General features: G+C 50.7%; 22 protein-coding genes. 5 read left to right on the top strand and 17 right to left on the bottom strand.

The genetic code is table 11. The features are described from left to right. Window positions 1-136: 136 nt before the first annotated feature. Complete coding sequence (locus ACTJI9_RS17125) at window positions 137-2,851, top strand: ABC transporter ATP-binding protein (RefSeq protein WP_337353392.1); 2,715 nt, start codon at window positions 137-139, stop codon at window positions 2,849-2,851. Window positions 2,852-2,884: 33 nt separating this feature from the next. After that, window positions 2,885-3,352 (top strand): cyclic nucleotide-binding domain-containing protein, encoded by a 468-nt coding sequence (locus tag ACTJI9_RS17120; RefSeq protein WP_115055113.1) that lies wholly within the window; start codon window positions 2,885-2,887, stop codon window positions 3,350-3,352. A 9-nt stretch (window positions 3,353-3,361) separates the two neighbouring features. On the opposite strand, the gene ACTJI9_RS17115 is transcribed toward ACTJI9_RS17120, so the two are convergent. Next, a complete protein-coding gene (locus ACTJI9_RS17115; RefSeq protein ID WP_440809583.1) occupies window positions 3,362-5,113 on the bottom strand; it encodes a metallophosphoesterase family protein in 1,752 nt (583 codons plus the stop codon). A gap of 190 nt (window positions 5,114-5,303) precedes the next feature. Here ACTJI9_RS17115 and ACTJI9_RS17110 point away from each other — a divergent pair, with 190 nt between their 5' ends. Continuing rightward, entirely contained in the window at window positions 5,304-6,134 is an 831-nt protein-coding gene (locus tag ACTJI9_RS17110) for an MBL fold metallo-hydrolase (RefSeq protein WP_307277192.1), read from the top strand. Between the two features lie 27 nt (window positions 6,135-6,161). Here the strand turns inward: ACTJI9_RS17110 and ACTJI9_RS17105 are convergent, their stop codons facing one another. After that, window positions 6,162-6,911 (bottom strand): polysaccharide deacetylase family protein, encoded by a 750-nt coding sequence (locus ACTJI9_RS17105; protein ID WP_354346430.1) that lies wholly within the window; start codon window positions 6,909-6,911, stop codon window positions 6,162-6,164. Beyond that, window positions 6,908-8,002, bottom strand: coding sequence for a glycosyltransferase family 4 protein (locus ACTJI9_RS17100; protein WP_440809579.1), 1,095 nt, complete (start codon window positions 8,000-8,002; stop codon window positions 6,908-6,910). Before ACTJI9_RS17100 ends, ACTJI9_RS17105 begins: the two co-directional genes overlap by 4 nt. A gap of 226 nt (window positions 8,003-8,228) precedes the next feature. Between ACTJI9_RS17100 and ACTJI9_RS17095 the strand changes: the two genes are divergently transcribed. Then, complete coding sequence (locus tag ACTJI9_RS17095) at window positions 8,229-9,935, top strand: adenylate/guanylate cyclase domain-containing protein (RefSeq protein ID WP_337353388.1); 1,707 nt, start codon at window positions 8,229-8,231, stop codon at window positions 9,933-9,935. Further along, window positions 9,932-10,798, top strand: coding sequence for an FkbM family methyltransferase (locus ACTJI9_RS17090; protein WP_440809576.1), 867 nt, complete (start codon window positions 9,932-9,934; stop codon window positions 10,796-10,798). The genes ACTJI9_RS17095 and ACTJI9_RS17090 overlap by 4 nt, the downstream gene beginning before the upstream one ends. Here ACTJI9_RS17090 and ACTJI9_RS17085 read toward each other — a convergent pair. The 14 genes from ACTJI9_RS17085 to urtE form a co-directional block, all read right to left on the bottom strand. Beyond that, complete coding sequence (locus tag ACTJI9_RS17085; protein ID WP_115054948.1) at window positions 10,778-11,260, bottom strand: class I SAM-dependent methyltransferase; 483 nt, start codon at window positions 11,258-11,260, stop codon at window positions 10,778-10,780. The genes ACTJI9_RS17090 and ACTJI9_RS17085 overlap by 21 nt on opposite strands. Before the next feature lie 95 nt (window positions 11,261-11,355). After that, on the bottom strand, window positions 11,356-12,612 hold the full coding sequence (gene repC / locus ACTJI9_RS17080; RefSeq protein WP_440809574.1) for a plasmid replication protein RepC: 1,257 nt from the start codon (window positions 12,610-12,612) through the stop codon (window positions 11,356-11,358). Between the two features lie 171 nt (window positions 12,613-12,783). Then, on the bottom strand, window positions 12,784-13,788 hold the full coding sequence (gene repB, locus ACTJI9_RS17075) for a plasmid partitioning protein RepB (protein ID WP_337353386.1): 1,005 nt from the start codon (window positions 13,786-13,788) through the stop codon (window positions 12,784-12,786). After that, window positions 13,785-15,008 carry a plasmid partitioning protein RepA gene (gene repA, locus ACTJI9_RS17070; protein WP_115054945.1) on the bottom strand — a complete coding sequence of 408 codons (1,224 nt, stop codon included), beginning with the start codon at window positions 15,006-15,008 and terminating at the stop codon, window positions 13,785-13,787. Before repA ends, repB begins: the two co-directional genes overlap by 4 nt. Window positions 15,009-15,144: 136 nt before the next feature. Beyond that, window positions 15,145-15,765 (bottom strand): urease accessory protein UreG, encoded by a 621-nt coding sequence (gene ureG / locus ACTJI9_RS17065; protein ID WP_115054944.1) that lies wholly within the window; start codon window positions 15,763-15,765, stop codon window positions 15,145-15,147. Beyond that, a complete protein-coding gene (locus tag ACTJI9_RS17060; protein ID WP_440809570.1) occupies window positions 15,762-16,394 on the bottom strand; it encodes an urease accessory protein UreF in 633 nt (210 codons plus the stop codon). The genes ureG and ACTJI9_RS17060 overlap by 4 nt, the downstream gene beginning before the upstream one ends. Before the next feature lie 22 nt (window positions 16,395-16,416). Then, window positions 16,417-16,896: an urease accessory protein UreE gene (locus tag ACTJI9_RS17055; protein WP_440809568.1), complete on the bottom strand. Its 480-nt coding sequence runs from the start codon at window positions 16,894-16,896 to the stop codon at window positions 16,417-16,419. After that, window positions 16,893-17,405, bottom strand: coding sequence for a DinB family protein (locus tag ACTJI9_RS17050; protein WP_115054941.1), 513 nt, complete (start codon window positions 17,403-17,405; stop codon window positions 16,893-16,895). Before ACTJI9_RS17050 ends, ACTJI9_RS17055 begins: the two co-directional genes overlap by 4 nt. A gap of 8 nt (window positions 17,406-17,413) precedes the next feature. After that, complete coding sequence (gene ureC, locus ACTJI9_RS17045) at window positions 17,414-19,126, bottom strand: urease subunit alpha (RefSeq protein ID WP_115054940.1); 1,713 nt, start codon at window positions 19,124-19,126, stop codon at window positions 17,414-17,416. 1 nt (window position 19,127) lies between these two features. Next, complete coding sequence (locus ACTJI9_RS17040) at window positions 19,128-19,433, bottom strand: urease subunit beta (RefSeq protein ID WP_115054939.1); 306 nt, start codon at window positions 19,431-19,433, stop codon at window positions 19,128-19,130. Between the two features lie 2 nt (window positions 19,434-19,435). Further along, window positions 19,436-20,014, bottom strand: a complete 579-nt coding sequence (locus ACTJI9_RS17035; RefSeq protein WP_354346446.1) for a HupE/UreJ family protein — start codon at window positions 20,012-20,014, stop codon at window positions 19,436-19,438. A gap of 21 nt (window positions 20,015-20,035) precedes the next feature. Further along, complete coding sequence (locus ACTJI9_RS17030; RefSeq protein WP_008121015.1) at window positions 20,036-20,338, bottom strand: urease subunit gamma; 303 nt, start codon at window positions 20,336-20,338, stop codon at window positions 20,036-20,038. A gap of 15 nt (window positions 20,339-20,353) precedes the next feature. Further along, on the bottom strand, window positions 20,354-21,013 hold the full coding sequence (locus ACTJI9_RS17025; protein ID WP_337353382.1) for an urease accessory protein UreD: 660 nt from the start codon (window positions 21,011-21,013) through the stop codon (window positions 20,354-20,356). A gap of 192 nt (window positions 21,014-21,205) precedes the next feature. Then, window positions 21,206-21,901, bottom strand: a complete 696-nt coding sequence (gene urtE / locus ACTJI9_RS17020) for an urea ABC transporter ATP-binding subunit UrtE (protein WP_115054936.1) — start codon at window positions 21,899-21,901, stop codon at window positions 21,206-21,208. Window position 21,902 lies beyond the last annotated feature (1 nt).

The raw sequence follows: 21,902 nt of genomic DNA, 5'->3' as shown, positions 1-21,902 counted from the left end.
ACCTACAGTGCCGTGTTATATGGCGTCATTGGCTCTGATGATGTAAGTTCAGGTGATTCAGCCCACAAGGTCATCTCCACCGCTCCGCCTGTTTCACGATCTAAATTACTGCTGACGTCACAGCTTACGGTTGTTCATGGAAAAAAGTTTAACTCGGTATATCTGGTCGAATACACGACTACAGCAGATATGGATTCTGATCGTTGTAGCCGTTTCAATGATCCCGTATTTTCTATCGTTCGACTTGCCAAAGCAGATTGTCAACGGTCCCATACAAGGTACCGGCTTTGAATCGCCTGGAGCGACGCAGACCTTTATGCGTATCCGGTACGATATTCCTTACGTGGGCGAAGTTACATTCTTTAACGGTCTCGAACTGACCCGCTTCGAGACATTGATGGCGCTCAGCCTGGTTTTCCTTCTTCTCGTCATCGTGAATGGGCTCTTCAAGCTTTATATCAATACCTATAAAGGCCGCCTTGGTGAGCGAATGCTGCGGCGTATCCGCTTTGAACTGATCGATCGTGTACTCCGGTTTCCCCCGTCCCAATTCAAGCGGGTAAAGTCGGCAGAAATTGCCACCATGATCAAGGATGAAGTTGAGCCGATGGGTGGCTTCACCGGCGACGCATTTGTGCAGCCTGCCTTGCTTGGGGGGCAGGCTTTAACCGCTCTTGTCTTCATCATCATGCAGAACTTCTGGCTTGGAATGATCGCGGCCGGGATTGTAGCCATACAGGGCGTCGTTATCCCGCGCATGCGCAAGCGATTGCTGGAGCTTGGACGGCAGCGACAGCTGACGGCTCGCGAGTTATCAGGTCGTGTGGGTGAAATTGTCGATGGCATTGGCACCATTCACGGCAATGATACCTCTAACTACGAACGCGCCGATATAGCGGCGCGTCTGGGACTTATATTCTCGATCCGGTACGATCTTTATCAATGGAAATTTTTGGTCAAGTTCATCAATAATTTTCTGGCGCAAGTCACACCGTTTTTGTTCTACTCCATCGGTGGTGTTTTGGCTTTGCAGGGCAGGCTGGATATTGGCCAGCTCGTTGCCGTGATCAATGCATACAAGGATTTACCTGGGCCATTGAAAGAGTTGATCGATTGGGATCAGGCGCGTCAGGATGTTCAGGTTAAGTACGCTCAGGTCGTCGAGCAGTTTAATGTGGACCGACTGGTTGATCCCAAGATTCAAGCTCTTGCGCCTACCCCGGCAGGTCGCCTTGAACATTCTTTGCATGCAGTCAATCTAACTGTTCTGGACGATAGCGGCGCACCCCTGCTCAACCATATCTCGGTTGAGATAAATCCTTCTGAAACTGTTGCCGTCGTTGGCAACAGCGCCAGTGGAGCTGAAGCCCTCGCGGAAGCGTTTGCCCGGTTGGTCTGGCCAGATCAGGGACGTATTACGATTGACGGAACCGATTTGCTTGAACTGCCCGAGTCGGTCACGGGCCGCAGGATCGCTTATGCCGCATCTGATACTTATTTCTTCCATGGAACACTTCGCGACAATCTTCTCTACGGGCTTAAACACGCCCCTTTGACGAAGGTCGAATATGAAGGAAAGCAGGCGATCAACTATAAATGGAACATCAATGAGGCACGTCGCGCTGGCAACCCAGAACTCGATCTCAACAGCGACTGGGTGGATTATACCTCTGCGGGTGTGACCGGTCCTCACGACCTTTTCAAAGTAGTGCGACCCGTTCTCGATGCGGTCATGATTTCGCAGGATATTCAGGATATGGCGCTGCGATCATTGGTCAACACCGCCACGCATAGCGATCTTACCGATAGAATCGTCGAACTGCGTGAAGCCCTTCGCAAACGGCTAAAGAAAGAGGGCCTCGAAGATCTGGTCGTTCCGTTCAAGCTGAAAGAGTACAACCCACAAGCGACCATCGGGGAAAATCTTCTGTTCGGCACGATGAAACGCCCCATGATGACCAACCGGAAACTTGCGGCTCATCCTTACTTCCGCTCGGTTCTGCGAGAGAACGACCTTTATATTGATCTGTATTTCATGGGTCTGGAAATCGCTTCGAACGCCGTCGAGCTGTTCCAGGATTTGCCGCCAGATCACCCGTTCTTCCAACAGCTGACATTCATGACGGCTGACGACATTCCTGCCTACCAGATTCTTCTGCAGAAATTGCAGGGCCGTGGATTCGAAGCGGCCTCCCCAGAAGAACGCTCAAACATTATCCGGTTGAGCTTTTCTTATATCGAGCCAAGGCACCGCTTTGGTTTGCTGAATGATGAACTAATGGCCAAGATTGTAGATGCGCGGGCCCGCTTCCATGAAAACTTACCTGCGGACCTCAAGGAAGTCATCGAACGCTATGACCCAAAGAAGTTCATCTCATCCGCAACACTCTTGGACAATGTCCTTTTCGGACGAGTTGGATTTGCGCAAGCGGATGGTACCGACAAACTGCGCGATATAATGCGTGACATCTTCAATAAGCTCGGTCTTTTCGAGAGCGTTCTTTCCATTGGCCTTGATTTCGACGTAGGGTCAGGCGGCAAGCGCCTGACAAATGTTCAGCGTCAGAAATTAAATGTGGCGCGTGCCCTGCTTAAACGATCCGACTATTTGATTTTTAATCGCCCGCTTCCAGCACTCGACCAACGGATTCAGGATAAGATCACTCACAACATTATGGAGAATCTTCACGAAGAGGGCCATTCACCGTCGATCATTTGGGTGCTTTCCAATACGAGCCTGGCCAAGCTGTTCGACAGAGTCATAGTATTTGACAATGGGGCACTGGTGGAAGACGGAACGCATGCTACTCTTCTGGAGAAAAACGGTGTATTTAAACAATTGGCTTCATAAAATCCGATGACTGTCACAGGGGATGCTACGCATATGCTGCTCAAAGACGAAGTGGAAATGTTGCGGCGGGTGCCACTGTTTTCGGGCGTTGCTCCCGCAAAACTGAAACTTCTCGCATTTACATCGGAGCGCGTAAGCTACAAGTCTGGCCAAGTACTGTTCAATCAAGGTGATCCAGCTGATGCCGCCTATGTGATATTGTCAGGCGCAGCTGACATTCTCGCCGACAGCCCGAGCGGCGAGATAAAGGTCGCCGAGATCGAACATGATTCAATCGTTGGCGAGATTGCGATCCTTTGCGATGTCTCCCGCACCGCTACGGTCAGGGCAAACTCGCCGCTGGAGGCCCTGCGAATAAGCAAGGACCACTTTATCAAGCTCCTGAGCGATTATCCGGAAATGACGATCGAAATCATGCGCGTTCTTGCAGACCGTCTAAGCCATACAACAACCGAACTCAGTGAAGCTCGTAGCAAACAAAAGCAGCACGCTTCCAAGTAACTATTACCGCTATTGACGCATTACTTGGCCCGTTTGAAGCGAAACAGAGAAATTGCGGGACGGTAGCCCCGACATATATGCTGCCATCATTCGAAACATTGTGGCAAACATGCGTTTGGGTTCCCCATCCTTACTGGTGTCGCATTTGTAGGCTTCGATCAACAATCGATACATCGCCATTCTGTCTGCTGATATCCAGTCTAAAGCCATCTCGCTGCCCATTCGCAAGCGATACCAGTCGCCAATCATATCGAGAGCTAGCACGGAATCCATTTTTCCCAGGGTTTCCGGCACCAAATTTGAGCAGGAACGTTCAGCCTTCAATGTCGGAATGACTTCGTCCCAATCCATGATCTTCTCGGACCGAGCCAGCAGAAACAGATCACCGAGATTCAACTGCCTAGCCACTTGTGCAAGTTTTGGCGGCCATTCCCGCTTCAAATAGCGATGTATGACCAATTGATCCACGTGAGCCGATAGAAACTCGCCATAGTCACTGGCATCCAGCATAGAGCCGACATTCTTTTTTGTGACAGCGATTTCAGTTCGGTACTGACGGTTGATCCTGTTATCTATTGGCACATCGCACAACGAAACTGTCTCGACATTCATCATTTCATCTTCAATCGTTAGAATCTTAAACGCTGGAGGAAATGCAACAAGGGAAGGTACACCTATATTCGTTAAAGTGCCTTTGATGTTCGAAACTCTGGCCGTGTCATTCACATGGAGATGGCCACTGAAATGTATGGACACTCCAGCTTCTATAACTGTGTCAGCGACCTTTCCGGACGGTGTTCGCCTGACAGAACTTGTCATACCAAACAATGTCTTTTCGTCTGCCGCAGTATTATCCATCATGTCGATCATTGGATAATGGGAGAAAGCCAGAAGTGTTTTCCCCTCAAGTCTGGCCCTTGCTGAAACATCTTTCATCCAATCCACGATGAAAGGTTTATGAACAAGCATAGCATTCCAGCCCGCATTTGTGCTGTCTATGAATGCAGCAGAACCGGCATTTGAAAGATCGCCATTATTAGGTTCAAACACATTGGCATCTATCATAAGCAGCCAAAGATTTGGTACCGGTTCAACCAGATAGGATGCATCCATCAGTTGATATTCATTTTTCCCATCAGCGGAACAGGCATTATAAAGGCGGCTCTCCCAGTCGGTATCTCTTCCAAAAGGCGTTTCCCAATGGATGGCATCTGTTTTTGAAAAAAAGCCTAGATCGGGAAGCTCTTGCAAGCCTGCAGGGTATCCCAAACAGTACATTTTATCGCTGAACACCATCGCCTCAGCGTCTTCATCGATAAATTCACTGTCGCTGGCGACGGTCGTATAGGTGCCATTCGCATTGAGAAATCGCTTGGCATGATGACGGCCGTTTTGGCCAAAAATGTCGTGATTTCCTGCCGTTCCGACGAAAACGAGGCCATGATCTTTGCTGTAACTATCGAGCAATTTTTTAAGTGCTGAAATTGTACTGATTTGACCATCGTCGGAATAGTCGCCGAGTAAAACGACGAGGTTGATACCTCGGGCCACGATTTTATCAAGCGCACTCCTTAGTGCCTGATAACTCTCATTGAAAACGCGGGTAGAGCGCATCGTATCAGTTAGCCTACGGGCCATCATCCGACGGCCCTCGACCTCTATCCCCTCAAAATCATAATCGCCATAGAGATCGTGGAAATGAGCATCTGCAATAACGGCGATACGAGCAAATTTGGATGAAGTCATGAGCGAGCCGTTCAAGTGATAAACTATTCTATTTGTATTGGTTAATTGTCATAAACCTTAAAAAGCAAGTTGCTATCGCCTACATATCAACAGAAGCGAATTTTTAATGCGTAGCCTGTCAATAAAAAGGAATACAAGCCTCGCATAACGATCACAGTTTGACTACGATATCCCCCAAAATGGGGAACTAGGTGTAAAGAGCAGAATGAACGACCAAGTATTTCGGGTGAAATTCTGGGGAACGCGAGGCAGTGTTTCGGTTTCGGGGCCGGAGTTCGTAAGGTATGGTGGAAATACTGCCTGCATTGAAGTTCAGTGCGGAAACCGCCGATTAATTTTTGATACCGGCTCGGGTGTGCGGCAGGCTGGCGAAGCTTTGTCACGGGAAGGCGTCGAACAGCTCGATATCATTTATACCCATAGTCACTACGACCATATTATTGGCCTGCCCTATTTCACGCCTCTTTATAATCCCATGATGAGCGTCCGTCTCTGGTCCGGCCATCTGGCAGGGCAAATGACGACAGGACAAATGATCAAGCAGTTCATGCGTCCGCCTTGGTTTCCGATAGAATCCGATATTTGCCAAGCCTGTATCAACTTCCAGGATTTTCGTACCGGGGACACTCTCACTCCGTTTGAAAAGGTTGTCATACGCACAGATAAACTCAACCATCCGGGTGGCTGTGTCGGTTACAGGATCGAATGGGCGGGGCGTGTCCTCGCGCTGATATTCGATACTGAGCATGTTGATGGCGAATTGGATCCCGCCGTTCTCGGGCTCATCCAGGATGCTGACCTCGTTGTTTATGACTGTACGTATACCGAAGACGAGATGCCGCGGCGCTTTGGTTACGGCCACTCAACATGGCAACACGGCGTCAAGCTGGCGGAAGCTGCAAAAATCGGCAAACTGGCCTTGTTCCATCACGCGCCTTCCCGGACGGATGACGAGATTGACGAATTTGAACGACTTGCAAAGTTGCGTTTCGAACAAACATTTGCGGCACGTGATTTTCAGGTCATTGATCTTTAGGGCCTATGCATCTGAAGCAGGAAGGCTTTAAATCAGTTCCGCTGCCGAGACCCAGCGGCAACCTCCTGTCTCAGTCGTAATTTCGAACAGCCGCTTCAAGAAAATCCAGGCGGATTCGTCGTGGACGAGGTGATGACCCAAAATACCAATGGTACTGTCATCACCTTCAAAACGTCCACGCATTTCCATGACTATTTCGGCGACCAGCTCATTATGATCCCGACAGCCGCGAGTGCCATGCCAATCAATCAAATCAATGTGGGTGTTCACGGCCGGAATATGCCCTTGGCCAGCGCTTCCCTTCCCAAAAACTGAAAGCGCCGCAAATCCCACACTGTTTAAGTGAGGTAGCAATGAAGAATCAATACGATTCCATGGCGGCACAAGTATCGGCAAAGCTTGTTTGGGGAACAACTTAGCGATGCGACTCCTTCCCTCATCAAGTTCGTGGAGAACTACTTTCAAAAGTCGATGATCACCCAGCTCCTGTTTCTTTTCGCCTTTCCCAGCATGGTTTTCGTGCGACCAGCCGTGTGTCGCAACGGCGGCAAAACGCTCGGGCTCTAACAGGTCGGCGAGCGGCGCACCAGCCAAAGACGGTATCACCGCCAATAGTACGGGGACCTCATACTCATTGCTCAGCATCAGCAAACGGTTCAGAGCATCGCTAGGCTCCACGGCATCATCATCGCGTAACCAAAATTGCACGCTCCGACTAGCATTTATCCAGCGAGACAGCTCGTCTCGCAACGGTTGCCAAACGGCATCTTCAATCATCGGTCTTGTTCCGTATAAGATCTCAACAGGAGATTTAACTGCGCTGATGCCAGTTCAAGCGAACGCTCTTTGAAAACAAATTGTCTTGCTGCATTTCCCATAACCAAGCGCTGCTCATTGTTAAGAGATAAATGCTCAATTGCTCTGCTAAAGGCAGCCACATCATTTTCTGGCGTAAGAATTCCTGTTACTCCGTTTTTTACAACTTCTGGAACACCTGCCACTGCTTGAGCTATAACCGGCAGGCCAGCTGCCTGTGCTTCAAGATAAGCAATTCCATAGGCTTCGCCAAAACCCGGCCAGACATAAATGTCCGATTCATAGAGGATTTTCGTGACTTCCCGGGATTGTTGTTGCCCGAGCCATTCTATGCGATCTTCTCTTATACCGGCGAAACAAGCCTTCACCATGGCGCTGGCAGGGCCGTCGCCAATAATCCTCAATCTCCAGGGCATATCACCCAGAAGCGCCAGAGACGCTGCCAGCATCCGGTAGCTTTCCAGTTTGTCACCCGACCTCATCATGGCAACGGTAACAAGTTGATTGGTAGTAACCGCAGTTGGCTCATCGGAAAAAGCCGCAATGTCGATAAATGGCGGCAATCTTTTCAAGCGCTTTTTAGATACGATCTGCTCAAGTCCGACCTCATCTCTTCGCGTGAAACAGATGTTTACTGCGGCCTGCCGAACGCCATTGACAACATATGATTGCTGTTCTGCCCACTCCTCATCATCGCGGCGTTTGGAATATGAGGCCTCGGCAGTAATGTAAGGCAGTTCAAACATAGTCGCCAAACTCGGCCCCACCAGATCCGGTGCTTTATAATAGGGATGGTACGTAAACCATAGATCGGGCTTGTTTCCCAATTGCCATAGATCTGCGAGCCGACCGCGCTCCTGTTCTGCACCGCCGCGGATCGTGGATAGAAGAGTCTGATCAGGCGTTTTGGTAAAGCTTCTTAGTTCCGAGGCGATCTCTACGCGGTGGCCCGCCCTTTGCATTGCCTGGATTAAAAGCCGTGCCATGGCACGGTCCCCCGAAGGAACAGGATGATTAGGAGATTTCAACGGAGCATAAAAAGCAATGTGCATGTGCGAAGCAATATAACCTTCTCAACAAACCTGCCGCACCATGCGGGAAGATAAACTGCTTCACAAGGGCTCGGCCCCGAGGCTGACGTTTGCAGTCGCTGCAAAATATCGTCAACGATTAAGGCTTTGTCTTGCCATTTTTAACGGGCAGAGCGAGTGCATCGCCCTACTCGCCAAACCACATCGGGTCAACTAAGCTAACCAGACAGAAATTGCTACGGATTTCATGACAGCTTTTGCCACCAATACAATCAGTTCCGAACGATCATTGCGCAGAATACGCTTGATCTCGGGGCTGATTATGCTCGCTTTTGTCATGCTTCATCTGGCCAACCATTCGCTCAACCTGATCTCTCTTAAAGCTGCGGAAGAGGGGCGTCACTGGTTTCTCGCAATTTGGAGAAATCCGGTAGGTACAATTCTGTTTTACGGAGCTGCAGTCACTCACGTAGCGCTTGTCATGAGATCAATTTATCTGCGTCGCACATTGGTCATGCCATTGCGAGAAGCCAGCCAAATCATACTCGGGCTATTAATTCCTGCTCTGTTGATTGAACATGTCGTCAGTACACGCATCCGATATGAGATCGTCGGTCTGCACGACACATATGAATTTGTCATCAGGAGTCTATGGGTTGAATCCTCCGGCAACGCTTTAAGACAATCCTTGGCGCTTCTGGTTGTATGGGCGCATGGATGCATTGGAGTACACTTTTGGTTGCGGTATCGCGACTGGTATTCCCGAGCAGCTCCATTCTTTTTGACGCTAGCAATTCTGCTGCCGGTTCTTGGCCTTTTGGGTTTTGCCTATACGGGGAGAATTCTTGCCAGCGAACCTGTCCAGTCGAGCTACGGCAGCGGTTATTCCCCAATTGGCTCTCACGGCGGCGGTATTGTCAGCCCAGCAGCAGCGCAGCAGCTGATGGTAATAAAGTTCATGCTCTATGGGCTTTTTGCTGCGAGTCTGTTGAGCGTGTTAACCCTGCGCCTTATCCGCAGTTGGCGCGAACGTTTCGATCAAATCGAAATACGCTACCCTGAGGGCCAAACAGTTCGCGTTCCCCGCGGCTTTAGTGTTCTTGAAGCAAGCCGGATCGGCGGTATCCCTCACTATGCAGTGTGTGGTGGAAAGGGGCGCTGCTCCACATGCCGAGTCCAAATAATCGAAGGTGGCGATACTCTGTTGAAACCGGACGCGACTGAACAGGCAACCTTGAACCGCATCAATGCCGACCCTGATGTTCGGCTCGCTTGTCAGCTGCGTCCCTTGAATAACATCAGCATTGTTCCATTGTTGGTGCCAACTCTGGAGAGCAACTTGCCTGCCAATAGCCAGCAAGTTAATCCTGGCCGCGAGCAAGAAATCGTCATTCTTTTTTGTGATATTCGTAACTTCACCACTCTTACCGAAGCGCAGCTACCCTACGACGTAGTTTTCCTGCTTAACCGCTATTTTGCTATCATAGGCCAAGCAGTGGAACAGGCTGGCGGTCGTTTAGACAAATTTATCGGCGACGGCGCTATGGCTTTGTTTGGACTGCAAGGGCGACCGGAAGATGCATGTCGGCAAGCACTCAAGGCCTGCGCAATTATCATTCGTGAGATAGACCGGCTGAGCGATGAACTTTCGACAGGTCTTGCTATCCCTCTGCGCGTCGCAATCGGCGTTCACTCGGGACCTGCAATTGTGGGCGCCATGGGCTACAGCAATGTGAAGAGCTTAACCGCAATAGGTGATACTGTGAACGTTGCAAGCCGACTTGAAACAATTGCCAAAGAGCTCAATGTAACGCTTGTTGTGTCAGAACCGACAATCGAGAAAGCCGGCTCTGATACCAGTCAGCTCGAAGGCCGTGAAATAACGGTGAGAGGACGAGCCGAACCACTCAGAATCTACGTTGTTACTCAACAGATGAGCGCCTCTTTCCTATGAAAAACCGGTGGGTCCGACGCTTTAATAAGTGGAAATTCGATCTTGTCGCCCGCTTCTTCGATACCAGGTATGGCCGCGAGCTCTTGATCAATACAATTGGTCCACGGGTCGTTAATTTGACCGTTAATTGTGGCGATCATCTTATGACAGTGTCTCCACACGACTACATTGGGAAGAAAGTTTTTCGCAAAGGCAATTTTGAGCGAGATCACGTTGACCGGTTACTTTCAACACTCCGGGAAAAGAAGCTTTTGAGCGGTGAAAGTACTTTGCTTGAGATTGGCGGGAACATCGGAACCCAAACGATCTATTTTGCACTGAGCCAGGTATTTTCACGGATCATCAGCATAGAAGCCGATCCTCGCAACTTCGAACTGTTGCAACACAATATTTCTCAGAACCATCTGCAGGCTAAAATACTTCCAATACAATGCGCTGCTGGCGACGTTGAAGGCGAGATTGATTTTTTCCAACATCAGAACAATCACGGGAAAAGCAGTACTTCCAGGAAAAGCAAGCACGATCATAAAATCACCGTGCCTGTAAAACCCGTAGACGCAATTCTCTCCGAAGCAAATATATTGCCGCAAGAAATCGGCCTTATATGGATGGATATTGAAGGATACGAACCGGTTGCTTGTAACTCCATGCAGACGCTATTAAAGAGAAAAATACCGCTCTATATGGAGTTTTCACCGATATTTTACGGCCGGGAACAATCCATCGCTTTCACGCAGTATCTGGGCCGCTTTTACGAGGATTGCCTCATTTTTCGCGAAGATCACGTCGAGGCAATCAAAGTTTCTGCTCTCCCGCTTACCGAACCTCAGTTTGACATTCTGCTACTCAACGCGCCGATATAGGAAATAACGACCTGGCTTTACGCTTGCAGGAAGCGGCAATTGTTCGAGTGCTGGATGACGCAGCTCAAGCCCGCTAGCCACAATTCCCTGCGGCGCTAAAAGCGCCACCGCCAATTGCGGCAGCCATGTCAGTGTCACAGCATCCTTCTCGTCATATCCGGTACCAATATCAGCATGAACAAGTGCCGCATCCACGCCGACGAATGTTTGTGCCGTGTCACGTATCTCGCCAATAATCAGGTTATCTGGCTGAGGCGTAGAACTCTTGTGTGATCCGACAGCACGATCAAAAGCAATAATTCTTCGGTCCGGAAATCTTTCACGGAGATGGTCATAGGTTCGACCATTTCCGAGACCCAACTCGATCACAGGCCCGTCCAAATACTTCACACCATCACAAATATGATTGAGGATATCGCGCTGTGCTGTCATCCGGCGGATAAAACTGTCGAGTCTGCTCATATTCTGTTCCGTCATTCCATCGAAGAGTGGCTTATCATGCCAATTGCAAATCCGTCGATCACCAAGCGATCATAAAAAATTGCTCGTACCCATCTTTATCCAGCCTCCGCCTCATGTTTGATTGTACTCGCCCGGAGTAAGCCCATCAGCAATGGACCTGACGAGAAGGAGCCGGCCCGGGCCTTATCTGTCAGCGCGCGCAGATATCCGCCCGGACTTAAAACACTTTCACCCTTTTGAAGGATCGCCGAAACAACAATTGCCGCTTCATTGGGACCGAATATCTCCATGGCCTGGTTCCAGGCATCAGGGCTAATCCCGAGGGTTACCCGAACAAGATTTGCGGTTTGTATGAGATCAGACCAACTATTTATCCCGCCGAGTGCGTAATCGATTATGTCAGGGCAAGCTTTTAGGACCAGTCCCAGCGGAAAGGCTTTTGGCGGCTTTAAACCACTGCGCACCGGTTGAGGTGAACTGAGCAGTTCTTTGGTATCAGCTTCATCATTCCAATCCGGATGATCACCACGATCTGCCCCTTGGTCTTTTCTAAAGCCAGGTTCAAAGTCAAATTTAGAGTCTGAGTTTTGATTCTGTATGTGCCGTTCATTTTGAACGTCACTGGCGGTTGATTTAGCTGAATTATTATTGAATTCCAATAACTTCTCAACATCTGCGCGCAAATCGGCCAGACTCACTGCCAATGCCTCGAGACCTACCCTGTCCAAACCTCTTAGGAGCGGGCGCGCAAGGGGCATAAATCTCTCACTGAGGGCATCCCAAGGGCCTTCAAAAGCCTGTTCCTCAGCAAAGATAATCATCTTGGCAATGTCTCTACGATGAAGACTTACCTGCTCTCGCAAGATGCGTCTTGCCAGATCCTCAGCGCGAATAGTTGCAGCAAGTTGCTCGTACTCGATTGCCTTTACCACCAAAGGCAGCAGGTCAAAGCCGAATGCGGTCTTCAATTCACCTTCCTGATCGCGGCGAACATAGCGCTTTCCATTCGGGCTATCGCGCCGAATGATCATTCCGGCCTCCACCAAGGAGGCAAGATGCCTGCGCAATGTAACTGGTGCCATCCCGTGGCAACGCAAGGATAGTTCCCTATTTGACGGAAAAACGATGAGATTCGCTGTGCTATCCAACTCATTCGGTTTGTGAAAACTGAGCAATGCGTGAAGCACCGCCAACGCTCGATCTGAAATGCCCAGCAGTGGTCGAGCTTCTGTAATCATGCGGAAAAGTTTCCATTTGTCCGCGACTACATTGACGTCACAATTCTTGACCTCCGTTTGCGCATCCAGCATGGCATACGACATTGGTCGGCGCCCAAAGGGCGTCGTTGTCATTTCCCTGTTCATTGCTTTCACCCTCAATCAGGCAAAAGAAATCTGCTCGCCGAAACGGCGTTAAACGCTTGACAGTGATTCTCGGAAATGCGATTCTCAAGTTGCTTAGACTTTGAGAGGGCTTCCGTGACGTCAGTTTCGGGGGCCTTTTCTTTTGCGATTTCTCTCCAGTTAGAGTTCTCTAATACGCGGTTCACTTTTTTCGCCGCGAAGAAAAGCGGCATAGATCTCAGGCAGATGTGTTATTAAATAATTCCCGAATTCAGGGGCCAGGGTTTCATCGATAGTCAGCTTTGTTTTGCCGTTGGCTTGTTCAATCTGCGCATAGGACAAGCCTTCTTTGGACTTCAATGGATGGATCGAAGGACCGGATTTTCGCGGCAACAGGCTTTTGAGAACCAAAGCGAAGCGGGCATCGCTATCAAGGCGAAGCAACCGCTCCACATCAACTCTGTCTCTCCAGGGAGTATTGTCTTTCTGCAGCAGCTGGGAGAGTTGTTCCCAACGAGGCCGCCCTACTTTCGGAGCAGGGCCGATTATTTGAATGAGATCTTCCGGCAGAGAATTTGCTACAGCGATCATTGTCGACAAATTGCCTTTGTGAACTGCAAGGGCAGCCATAAGGGCGTTGCGGTCAATGCCATGCGCTTCCAGTTTTGCTGCAAACAGTGCACGCTCAATGAAGGAAAGGTCTTTTCTCTCCAGATTTTCCTTGCCTTGCGCGACAATCAATTCTTCATCGGAAAGATTGCGAACAATTGCTTTAACAGGCCTGCCTATGGCACGAAGCGCTGCAAGGCGCCTGTGCCCATAGGCTACCTGGTAACGACGTTCATCGAGCGGATTTGGGCGTACCAGAATTGGAACTTGCTGGCCGTGTTCTTCAATGCTGGCTTTAAACTCATTGAAGTCCCCCGCATCGACATCATCAAGTCGATCACGAACAAACGAACCGTCGATCAGACTCGCCTCGATTTGGACGATATGCTCACCAGAAGCAATTTGATCACGTAATGCCTGCGCCTCATCAGCATCCTCCGAGAGGCTTTGCAACGACAATCCCATGGCCTTCAGTGAGCCAGACTTTTGGGTAGGCTTGGCATGACGATGTTCGGTATGTGACGCATCATTGATGGGCGTCATCATAGCTTTAAGAGCGTCTCTACGTTTATTCACAGAGCCCTCCCCCATGCATCGCGCACCAGTTCTTCTATCTCAAGATTCACTGCATCGAGCGCTTCAATTGCCCTGTCATAGGTTGCACGCGTGAAGTACTCCCGGCCAACCTCGTACAATGTCTGTTTCGTCAGGCCGGCATCCGAGATCGCAGTAGATTTCAAGAGTGCGTTCGTTAGAACCCGCTCACCAAAAAGGCTTTTCAACAAACCAACAATTTGGCCTTGCGGACCATCGCTCGGTTCATATCGTGTAACCACATAGCGGAAAAAATCGTAATCGGCATCACCGCCAGCCTGCTCAACAACCTCAAGCAAACCTGCTGTCATGTGCAGAAACTGCGACATCGAAGCGACATCGAGCATTTGCGGATGAATTGTTACAAGCACACTTCGCGCCGCGCACAGAGCAGATAGCGTAAGGAAGCCAAGCGAAGGCGGGCAATCCAAAACAACAACATCGTAGCGATCGTCTACCGTTGCCAAAGCATTGGCTATGCGGGAAAAGAAAAGTCTTTCCGTTCCCCGGCGCCGCTCCGCAAGAATACGTGGCGTATCGTGCTCGAACTCCTGTAGCTCTAAATTGCCAGGAATGATGTCGAGCCCAGCGAAATAAGTTTTGCGGATAATGTCCGCAATCGGGCGCTGCTGATCATCATAGCGAATAGCACCATAGATCGTATCGTTGTCTTCCAAATCGAATTCAGGCTGAATGCCGAATAATGCAGACAACGAGGCCTGTGGATCAAGGTCGATAGCCAGCGTTCGATAGCCTCGCATTGCAAAATATTGCGCAACATGAGCCGCGGTCGTCGTCTTGCCCGAGCCACCTTTAAAGTTCGTCACGGCAATGACCTGCATATGTTCGTTGCCTTGGCGAGATGGCAGATAACTCTTTTTTGACTTAGCCAAGTAGCGCCGTATCTCATGAACCTGTTCAAGAGAATATAAACGGCGACCGCCAGAGGTTTTTTCAGCCTCAGGTCCTTCGCCAGCCAATGACAGATGCCGGATATAGGCGTCGGTAATACCGATCAGGCGAGCAGCTTCACCTGACGTAAACTTTCTTAATTCTTTTTCTGCAGTTGGCGGGAAAGCACGCGACCGCAGCTCCCTTAGCTGCGCGCTAAGAAGATCTGCGTCCGCCTCGACCAATCGCGTAAGCGAGCGAACTTTCTTGCCGGTACGGTGGCTCTGGTCTTTTTCAGTTGGAGACAACATACACGCTTAAAATCCAATTTCTGATATCAAAGCGTAAATTCAACTGAGTCTGACTGAGTCGTCAAGTGATTTCAGATTGAGTCACAAGTTACTGGTTTTTATCGGATCTCCATCAGCCAAGAATTAAAGCGGTTTATCACGCGTGCTGCAGTCCGCCTGCACTCTCGATAAATCGGATAACTTCATCCAGCCCATCTCTGCGCAACATGTCGGTGAAGACAAAAGGTTTCGGCCCGCGCTGGGTTTTTGTATCACTGGCCATGACGTCGAGATCGGCGCCAACATAAGGTGCCAGGTCTTTTTTGTTGACGATCAGGAGATCTGAACGTGTGATTCCCGGGCCTCCTTTGCGCGGTATCTTTTCGCCCTGGCAAACAGATATGACATAAAGGGTTATATCGGCGAGATCGGGGGAAAAAGTTGCAGCAAGATTGTCGCCGCCCGACTCAATAAACACAATATCGAGATCGGGATGTAGCTGGTTCATTGCCGCGATGGCCTGAAGGTTGATCGTTGCATCTTCGCGGATCGCCGTATGGGGGCAGCCACCAGTTTCGACGCCCATGATCCTGTCTTCCGGCAGTGCCTGCAATCTGTTGAGGATCAACGCATCTTCCTTGGTATAAATGTCGTTGGTGACTACAGCCAGCGAATAGCGATCACGCATGGCTTTACACAGCATTTCAGTGACAGTTGTCTTGCCTGATCCTACGGGACCGCCAATACCAACGCGAAGTGGACCATTCTTTGAAATCATGACCTGAAAACCCGGGAATATTGTGTTTCATGGCGCATCGCCATGATGTCGGAAATCACGGCACAGGTGCCAAGATTATCCAGTGTAGATTTTGCTGCCTTGCTTGAACAAGACTGTATGTCTTCTTCCAGTCCTGCCAGTATCGCGACGCCATCGCGCTGCCCCAAGGGGACGAGCCGCACCGCTCCTTGAATCAGATTGGATATAAAGCCGTGTAAGAAAGCACAAAGTGCTGCTTCAATCTCAATACCATGAGCTCCGGCTATCGCGCCTACGGCAACAGGACTGGCAACTCGGGAAGGCAACCTTTCCGACACTGGATTTGGCCATGCTTGCGCTGCACTCAAAAATGCTTCGCCCTGCAGCATTGTTTCCATGTGCCGCTCGCGGGAGCCAGCGAGTGCTTCCGCCAAATCCGCGATCTCTGAAAAATCGGAGCCGCTTTTGGCAATCTGATGGCTTTGAGCGAAAAGCACCGCATCATTCCATCCCGAGCCTTCATTTAAAATATCGATGAGCCAATCTTCAAGGCTCTGCCTGTCATGAACCAGCCCGTGATGAATTGCCTGTTCAATACCGTGGCTGTATGAAAATGCGCCCACCGGGAAAGCGGGGGAAAGCCAAGTCATCAAACGAAGCAGTGCCCCATTGTCAATCATGATGGTGATGTGATTCGTGGGAGTGATGATCGGGGCTATGTCCACTATGATAGGCACCCCGTAGGGGCTGAAAAGGAGCCGAAATCTCGCCTACGCGCGCACCAAGCCCTTCCAGCATTGCCTTGATCACATGATCCTGAAGAATGAGAATTCGAGAGTCCTCAAATTGGGCAGCCAGATGGCGATTGCCCAGATGCCAGGCAAGTTCCGTCAAGTGCTTTTGATCGCGCGGCAATACTTCGTAGAGAGCTTCTTCCGCGGCGACAATCTCCGCAAGACTTCCATCTTCAAGAACCAGGACATCTCCGTGGGCAAACAGAACAGGCTCCGGCAGATCAACCAAAATCTGTTCGCCCTGCTGCAGCGTCAGGACCTTCCGGCGTAAATGTCGCTCATCATGCGCAAGAACAATTGTGTCGAAAGGTATCCCCTCAAAATGACCTGAATGGTCATGCCCTGTGACACGTCTCATATTTCGAACTCCTCAATAAAATCGTCATTCATGCGAATAAAGAAATCCAGCGGTGGCGCAGCGCCTGTGAGTTGCGACAGAAGCGTATGAGCCTGCCCCCGATGATGCGTCTGATGATTGAAAATTTGTGTCAGGCACCGGTCGAGCGTCGAAGTAAAGGGCGCTCCATTCAGCATAACCCAGTGAAAAGGTGCGGAAATGTCAGCTTCTTCCATAGCTTGGATAACGTCAATAATATGCTCGTCAAATGCGATACGCGCGGTGCGCAGTTCGCCGAAGGTATCGTGTAAAATGACGTCATATGACGGCAATGCGTAGAGATTGCCGGTAAATCTGCCAAACCACAATTTGTCGACCGCAAGCAGGTGGTTCAAGGTGCCGTGCATGGATTTGAAGTAAGCCCGGCGATCTGCAAAGTAATCTTCCTTGTCTAACAGAGCGGCGGCCTCATAGATCTGCTTATTTGCCCATTGGTTATAGCGAGCAAGCCTTGTAAAATGATCTTTCATTGACGCGCTCAGAACAGAAAATAACGCTGCGTCATAGGCAGCGTGACGGCGGCTTCGCACGTCAACAATTCACCGTCAGCCCGAACTTCATAAGTTTCGGGGTCAACTTCCACATGCGGCGTTGCCGAATTATGTACCATCGACGACTTGGAAATGCCTCCGCGCGTATTCTCGACCGCAACGAGCTCCTTTTCAACTTCCAAGGTCGATCGAAGACCATTTTCAACCGCGGCCTTACTGACAAAGGTCACAGATGAAGAAGTAACAGTCTTGCCGAAGGCCCCGAACATAGGGCGATAATGCACCGGTTGCGGCGTCGGGATCGAAGCGTTCGGGTCACCCATCGGAGCGGCAGCAATGGAACCACCAAGCAGCACAAGGTCAGGTTTGACCCCAAAGAACGCCGGATTCCATAAAACAAGGTCGGCACGCTTGCCAACTTCGATTGAACCAATATGACGGGAAATACCCTGCGCAATAGCCGGATTAATCGTATATTTGGCTATGTATCGCTTCACGCGGAAATTATCATTATCCCCCTGTTCCTGTGGCAAACTTCCGCGTTGGCGTTTCATTTTGTCCGCTGTCTGCCAGGTCCGGATCAGAACTTCGCCGACACGGCCCATGGCTTGACTGTCCGAAGAGATGATCGAGAACGCACCGATATCGTGCAGAATATCCTCTGCCGCAATCGTTTCCTTACGGATACGGCTTTCTGCAAACGCCACATCTTCGGGAATGGATGGAGAAAGGTGGTGGCAGACCATCAGCATGTCGAGATGTTCTGCAATGGTATTTCTCGTGTAGGGACGTGTCGGATTGGTCGATGAGGGGATCACATTGGGAAGCCCACAAATCTTGATGATGTCGGGCGCGTGTCCACCGCCCGCCCCTTCAGTATGAAAGGCATGAATGGTGCGCCCTTTGAAGGCAGCAACCGTATCCTCGACAAATCCGCTTTCGTTCAGTGTGTCGGTATGGATCATCACCTGCACGTCATACTGGTCAGCAACAGTGAGGCAATTGTCTATCGCAGCAGGCGTTGTTCCCCAGTCTTCGTGCAGCTTCAAAGAGCACGCGCCTCCGAGGATCATCTCTTCCAGCGCTGCTGGACGTGATGCGTTGCCTTTGCCGGACAGACCAATGTTCATCGGTATCGCATCAAAGGAACGGATCATGCGCGCCATATGCCATGGTCCGGGTGTACATGTCGTAGCCAAGGTTCCGTGAGCCGGACCCGTACCACCACCGAACATGGTGGTTACTCCCGACATCAAAGCCTCATCAATCTGTTGCGGACAGATGAAGTGAATATGCGCGTCCATTCCACCTGCAGTGAGAATTTTTCCTTCGCCTGCAATAACTTCGGTTCCCGGCCCAACAATGATCGTTACACCTGGTTGCGTGTCCGGATTGCCAGCCTTGCCGATGCCGGCAATCTGTCCATCGCGCAAACCAATATCGGCCTTGAATATTCCCGTCACGTCGACCACCAGAGCATTGGTAATCACCGTGTCTACGGCGCCATCTGCTCGCGTGACCTGACTTTGGCCCATGCCATCCCGAATGACCTTACCGCCGCCAAATTTTACTTCTTCGCCATAGATTGTGAAATCATTCTCGACCTCGATAAAGAGTTCGGTGTCGGCCAGCCTAATTTTGTCTCCAACTGTTGGGCCAAACATCTGGGCATAGGCAGATCGTGTTATTCTGGCTGGCATCTCAGAGCTTCCCCATGATTTTCTGTTGGAATCCATAAACCACGCGGTCGCCGCCAAACGGTATCAATGTCACATCGCGTTCCTGACCTGGCTCGAAACGCACAGCCGTGCCGGCAGCAATATCCAGCCGCATGCCCCGGGTCAGTTGCCGATCAAAAACCAATGCCTCATTGGTCTCATAAAAATGATAGTGCGATCCGACCTGGATTGGACGGTCACCTGTGTTGGCGACTTTCAAGACAGTGACAGGGGCTCCGACATTAAGTTCGATGTCCCCTGCCACCGTTATAATTTGACCAGGAATCATAGTCATGCTCCAAGCGCCAACCAAAGACCAATGAATGCTGTGCTCGCACCCGCTACACGGATGATGGTGCGCCCGATGCCGGCACCCAATAAAGCACCAGCAGCCAGCCCAGTAACGTGAAGCAAAGTTGTGGCAAGCGCAAAGCCAAGAAGATAGCTGCCAGCGGTGGCCGTGCCCATTTCACTACCGTGGGCATAACCATGAAACAGTGCGAAAAAACCAACGAGAGCCATTGCCAACGACGTTGGAACCTTGAGTGCCACGGCAGCAAACAATCCGATAGCGACAACTGAAGCAAGAATTGCAGGCTCGGCAAATGGTAGCTTCACGCCGGCGATAGCCAACAAGAACCCTGCAATCATTGTGCCAACGAATGCAGCCGGGACCAGCCACATGGCGCGTGCCCCAAGCAGTACGGCCCATAGCCCAACGGCTATCATCGCCAGCATGTGGTCCGCGCCAGAGATTGGATGGGAAAAACCTGCACCGAACGAGCCGTGTTCCGCAGGGTTGATATGAGCAAGGGCAGGAGTGGTCGCTGCCAAGGCCAGAGGCAAAGTCAATAACAATATTTTCTTCATGAGTTTCTCTCTAAATACCAACTACCGGATCGGTTCGTGAACTGTGACAAGCTTGGTGCCGTCGGGGAAGGTCGCTTCGACTTGAACGTCGTGAATCATCTCGGCAATACCCTCCATCACCTGACTACGTGTGATCACATGCGCGCCGGCTTCCATGAGATCCGCGACAGATCGGCCATCACGCGCGCCCTCAACGACAAAGTCGGTGATCAAAGCGATAGCTTCGGGATGATTGAGTTTCACACCACGCTCCAGACGGCGCCTCGCCACCATGGCTGCCATGGAAATCAGCAGCTTGTCCTTCTCGCGCGGCAGTAAATTCATCGTTTGATTTTCCTTTTATGTTGTCCATATTCGCGGCAGATCTTCGCCGCCATTCAGCAGGCCGAGCAGCGGGATGAGGCGCTTGCGCAAGTGGTAAGCATCAAAATCTACCAAGCGAGCCACAAGCTTGCCCATCCATACTGATGCGCCTCCTTGATCACCTATGATTAGACGCGCCGGATCAAGTAACCGCTCGCAATCCGGAGAAACTAAAAGTACCGTTGCTACAGCATGATAGCTTCCAAGCAGGGCTGGCCGTTTCAATGATGACCCAGCCTGAGGACCGATGGAAAAATTCTCGGCGTGGAGTAGTCTGCCGTCTTGCCGGATACGCCACTGATCAGAAAACTGCGCAGTTTCGATTGTCTCGCCAAAGGCCTTTCGCCCGAATATGGTGGATTCAACCAGCAAAGCCCGCGCACGCGCAGCAAGATTTACATTTAGCGTTCGCTTGAGATCGGCTTTTTCGAACAGAATGGTTTCTTGCGGTAGCCATGCAACATAGGAATCAGGTCCAACGTCAATTTGGGTCGAGACGGTGGCGACTGTCCCTGAAACAGCTTTATAGATTTTCTCGCAAGCCTGGGTCGTTATTTGAGCCGCGCAATGATCGCCGAGGGCAAAACTCCACTGCATCGCATCGCCGCCTGTAAGACCACCTGCACTGTTGATCATGACTGCTTCCAGATGGGTTCCAGAACTGACTGGAAAGCGCAGTTTCGCACACCCCTCCTGAAACAATGTGGAAATCCGCGTTTTTCCCTCTACCCGCCGTGCCGATAATCGTCCTGCCCCGGATGCGCGCTGCGCCCGGTTTTGAACAATCGTCGGCTGGCCGAGCATATCCAAAAATTGCAACCCCAATGGTCAGACCGTCAGATGCCGGCGCGCTTCAGTCGTGTCGAGAATTTCCGCAGCGCCCTCGGCGACGATCTCACCTCGATCCATGATGTAAACATGGTCCGCGAGTTCGCGACAAAAGTCGAGATACTGTTCGACGAGAAGTATCGTCATTCCGAAAGAATCTCGCAGGTAAACGATGGCGCGACCGATATCCTTGATTATCGACGGCTGGATTCCTTCGGTGGGCTCATCAAGAACCAGAATTTTGGGGCGCATGACCAATGCGCGCCCGATGGCGAGTTGCTGTTGCTGGCCACCGGAAAGATCACCGCCACGACGCGACAACATAGATTTGAGGACGGGAAACAGGTTGTAAACATCCGAGGGGATATTTCGTTCGGAGCGGGGAAGCTGCGCATAACCGGTTTCAAGGTTCTCCTTAACGCTCAAAAGCGGAAAAATTTCACGGCCTTGCGGTACATAACCAATGCCATATTTCGCCCGCGTGTATGGGGCCATACCATTGAGTTCAACACCATCGAACATCACTTTACCCGCGCTGATATTGTGCTGACCGGTAATCGCTCTCAATAAGCTTGTTTTACCAACACCGTTTCGGCCGAGCACGCAGGTGATCTTTCCAGCGTTGGCGTCCAGCGTAATCCCCCGCAAGGCTTGCGCCGCGCCATAATGCAAATTGACTTGTTCAACAGACAGCATG

The organism is Phyllobacterium sp. 22552, assembly GCF_052044585.1.
Lineage (GTDB): Bacteria > Pseudomonadota > Alphaproteobacteria > Rhizobiales > Rhizobiaceae > Phyllobacterium > Phyllobacterium ifriqiyense.
The sequence above is the reverse complement of the archived record's forward strand: the minus strand, read 5'-3'. Positions and strand labels throughout refer to the sequence as shown.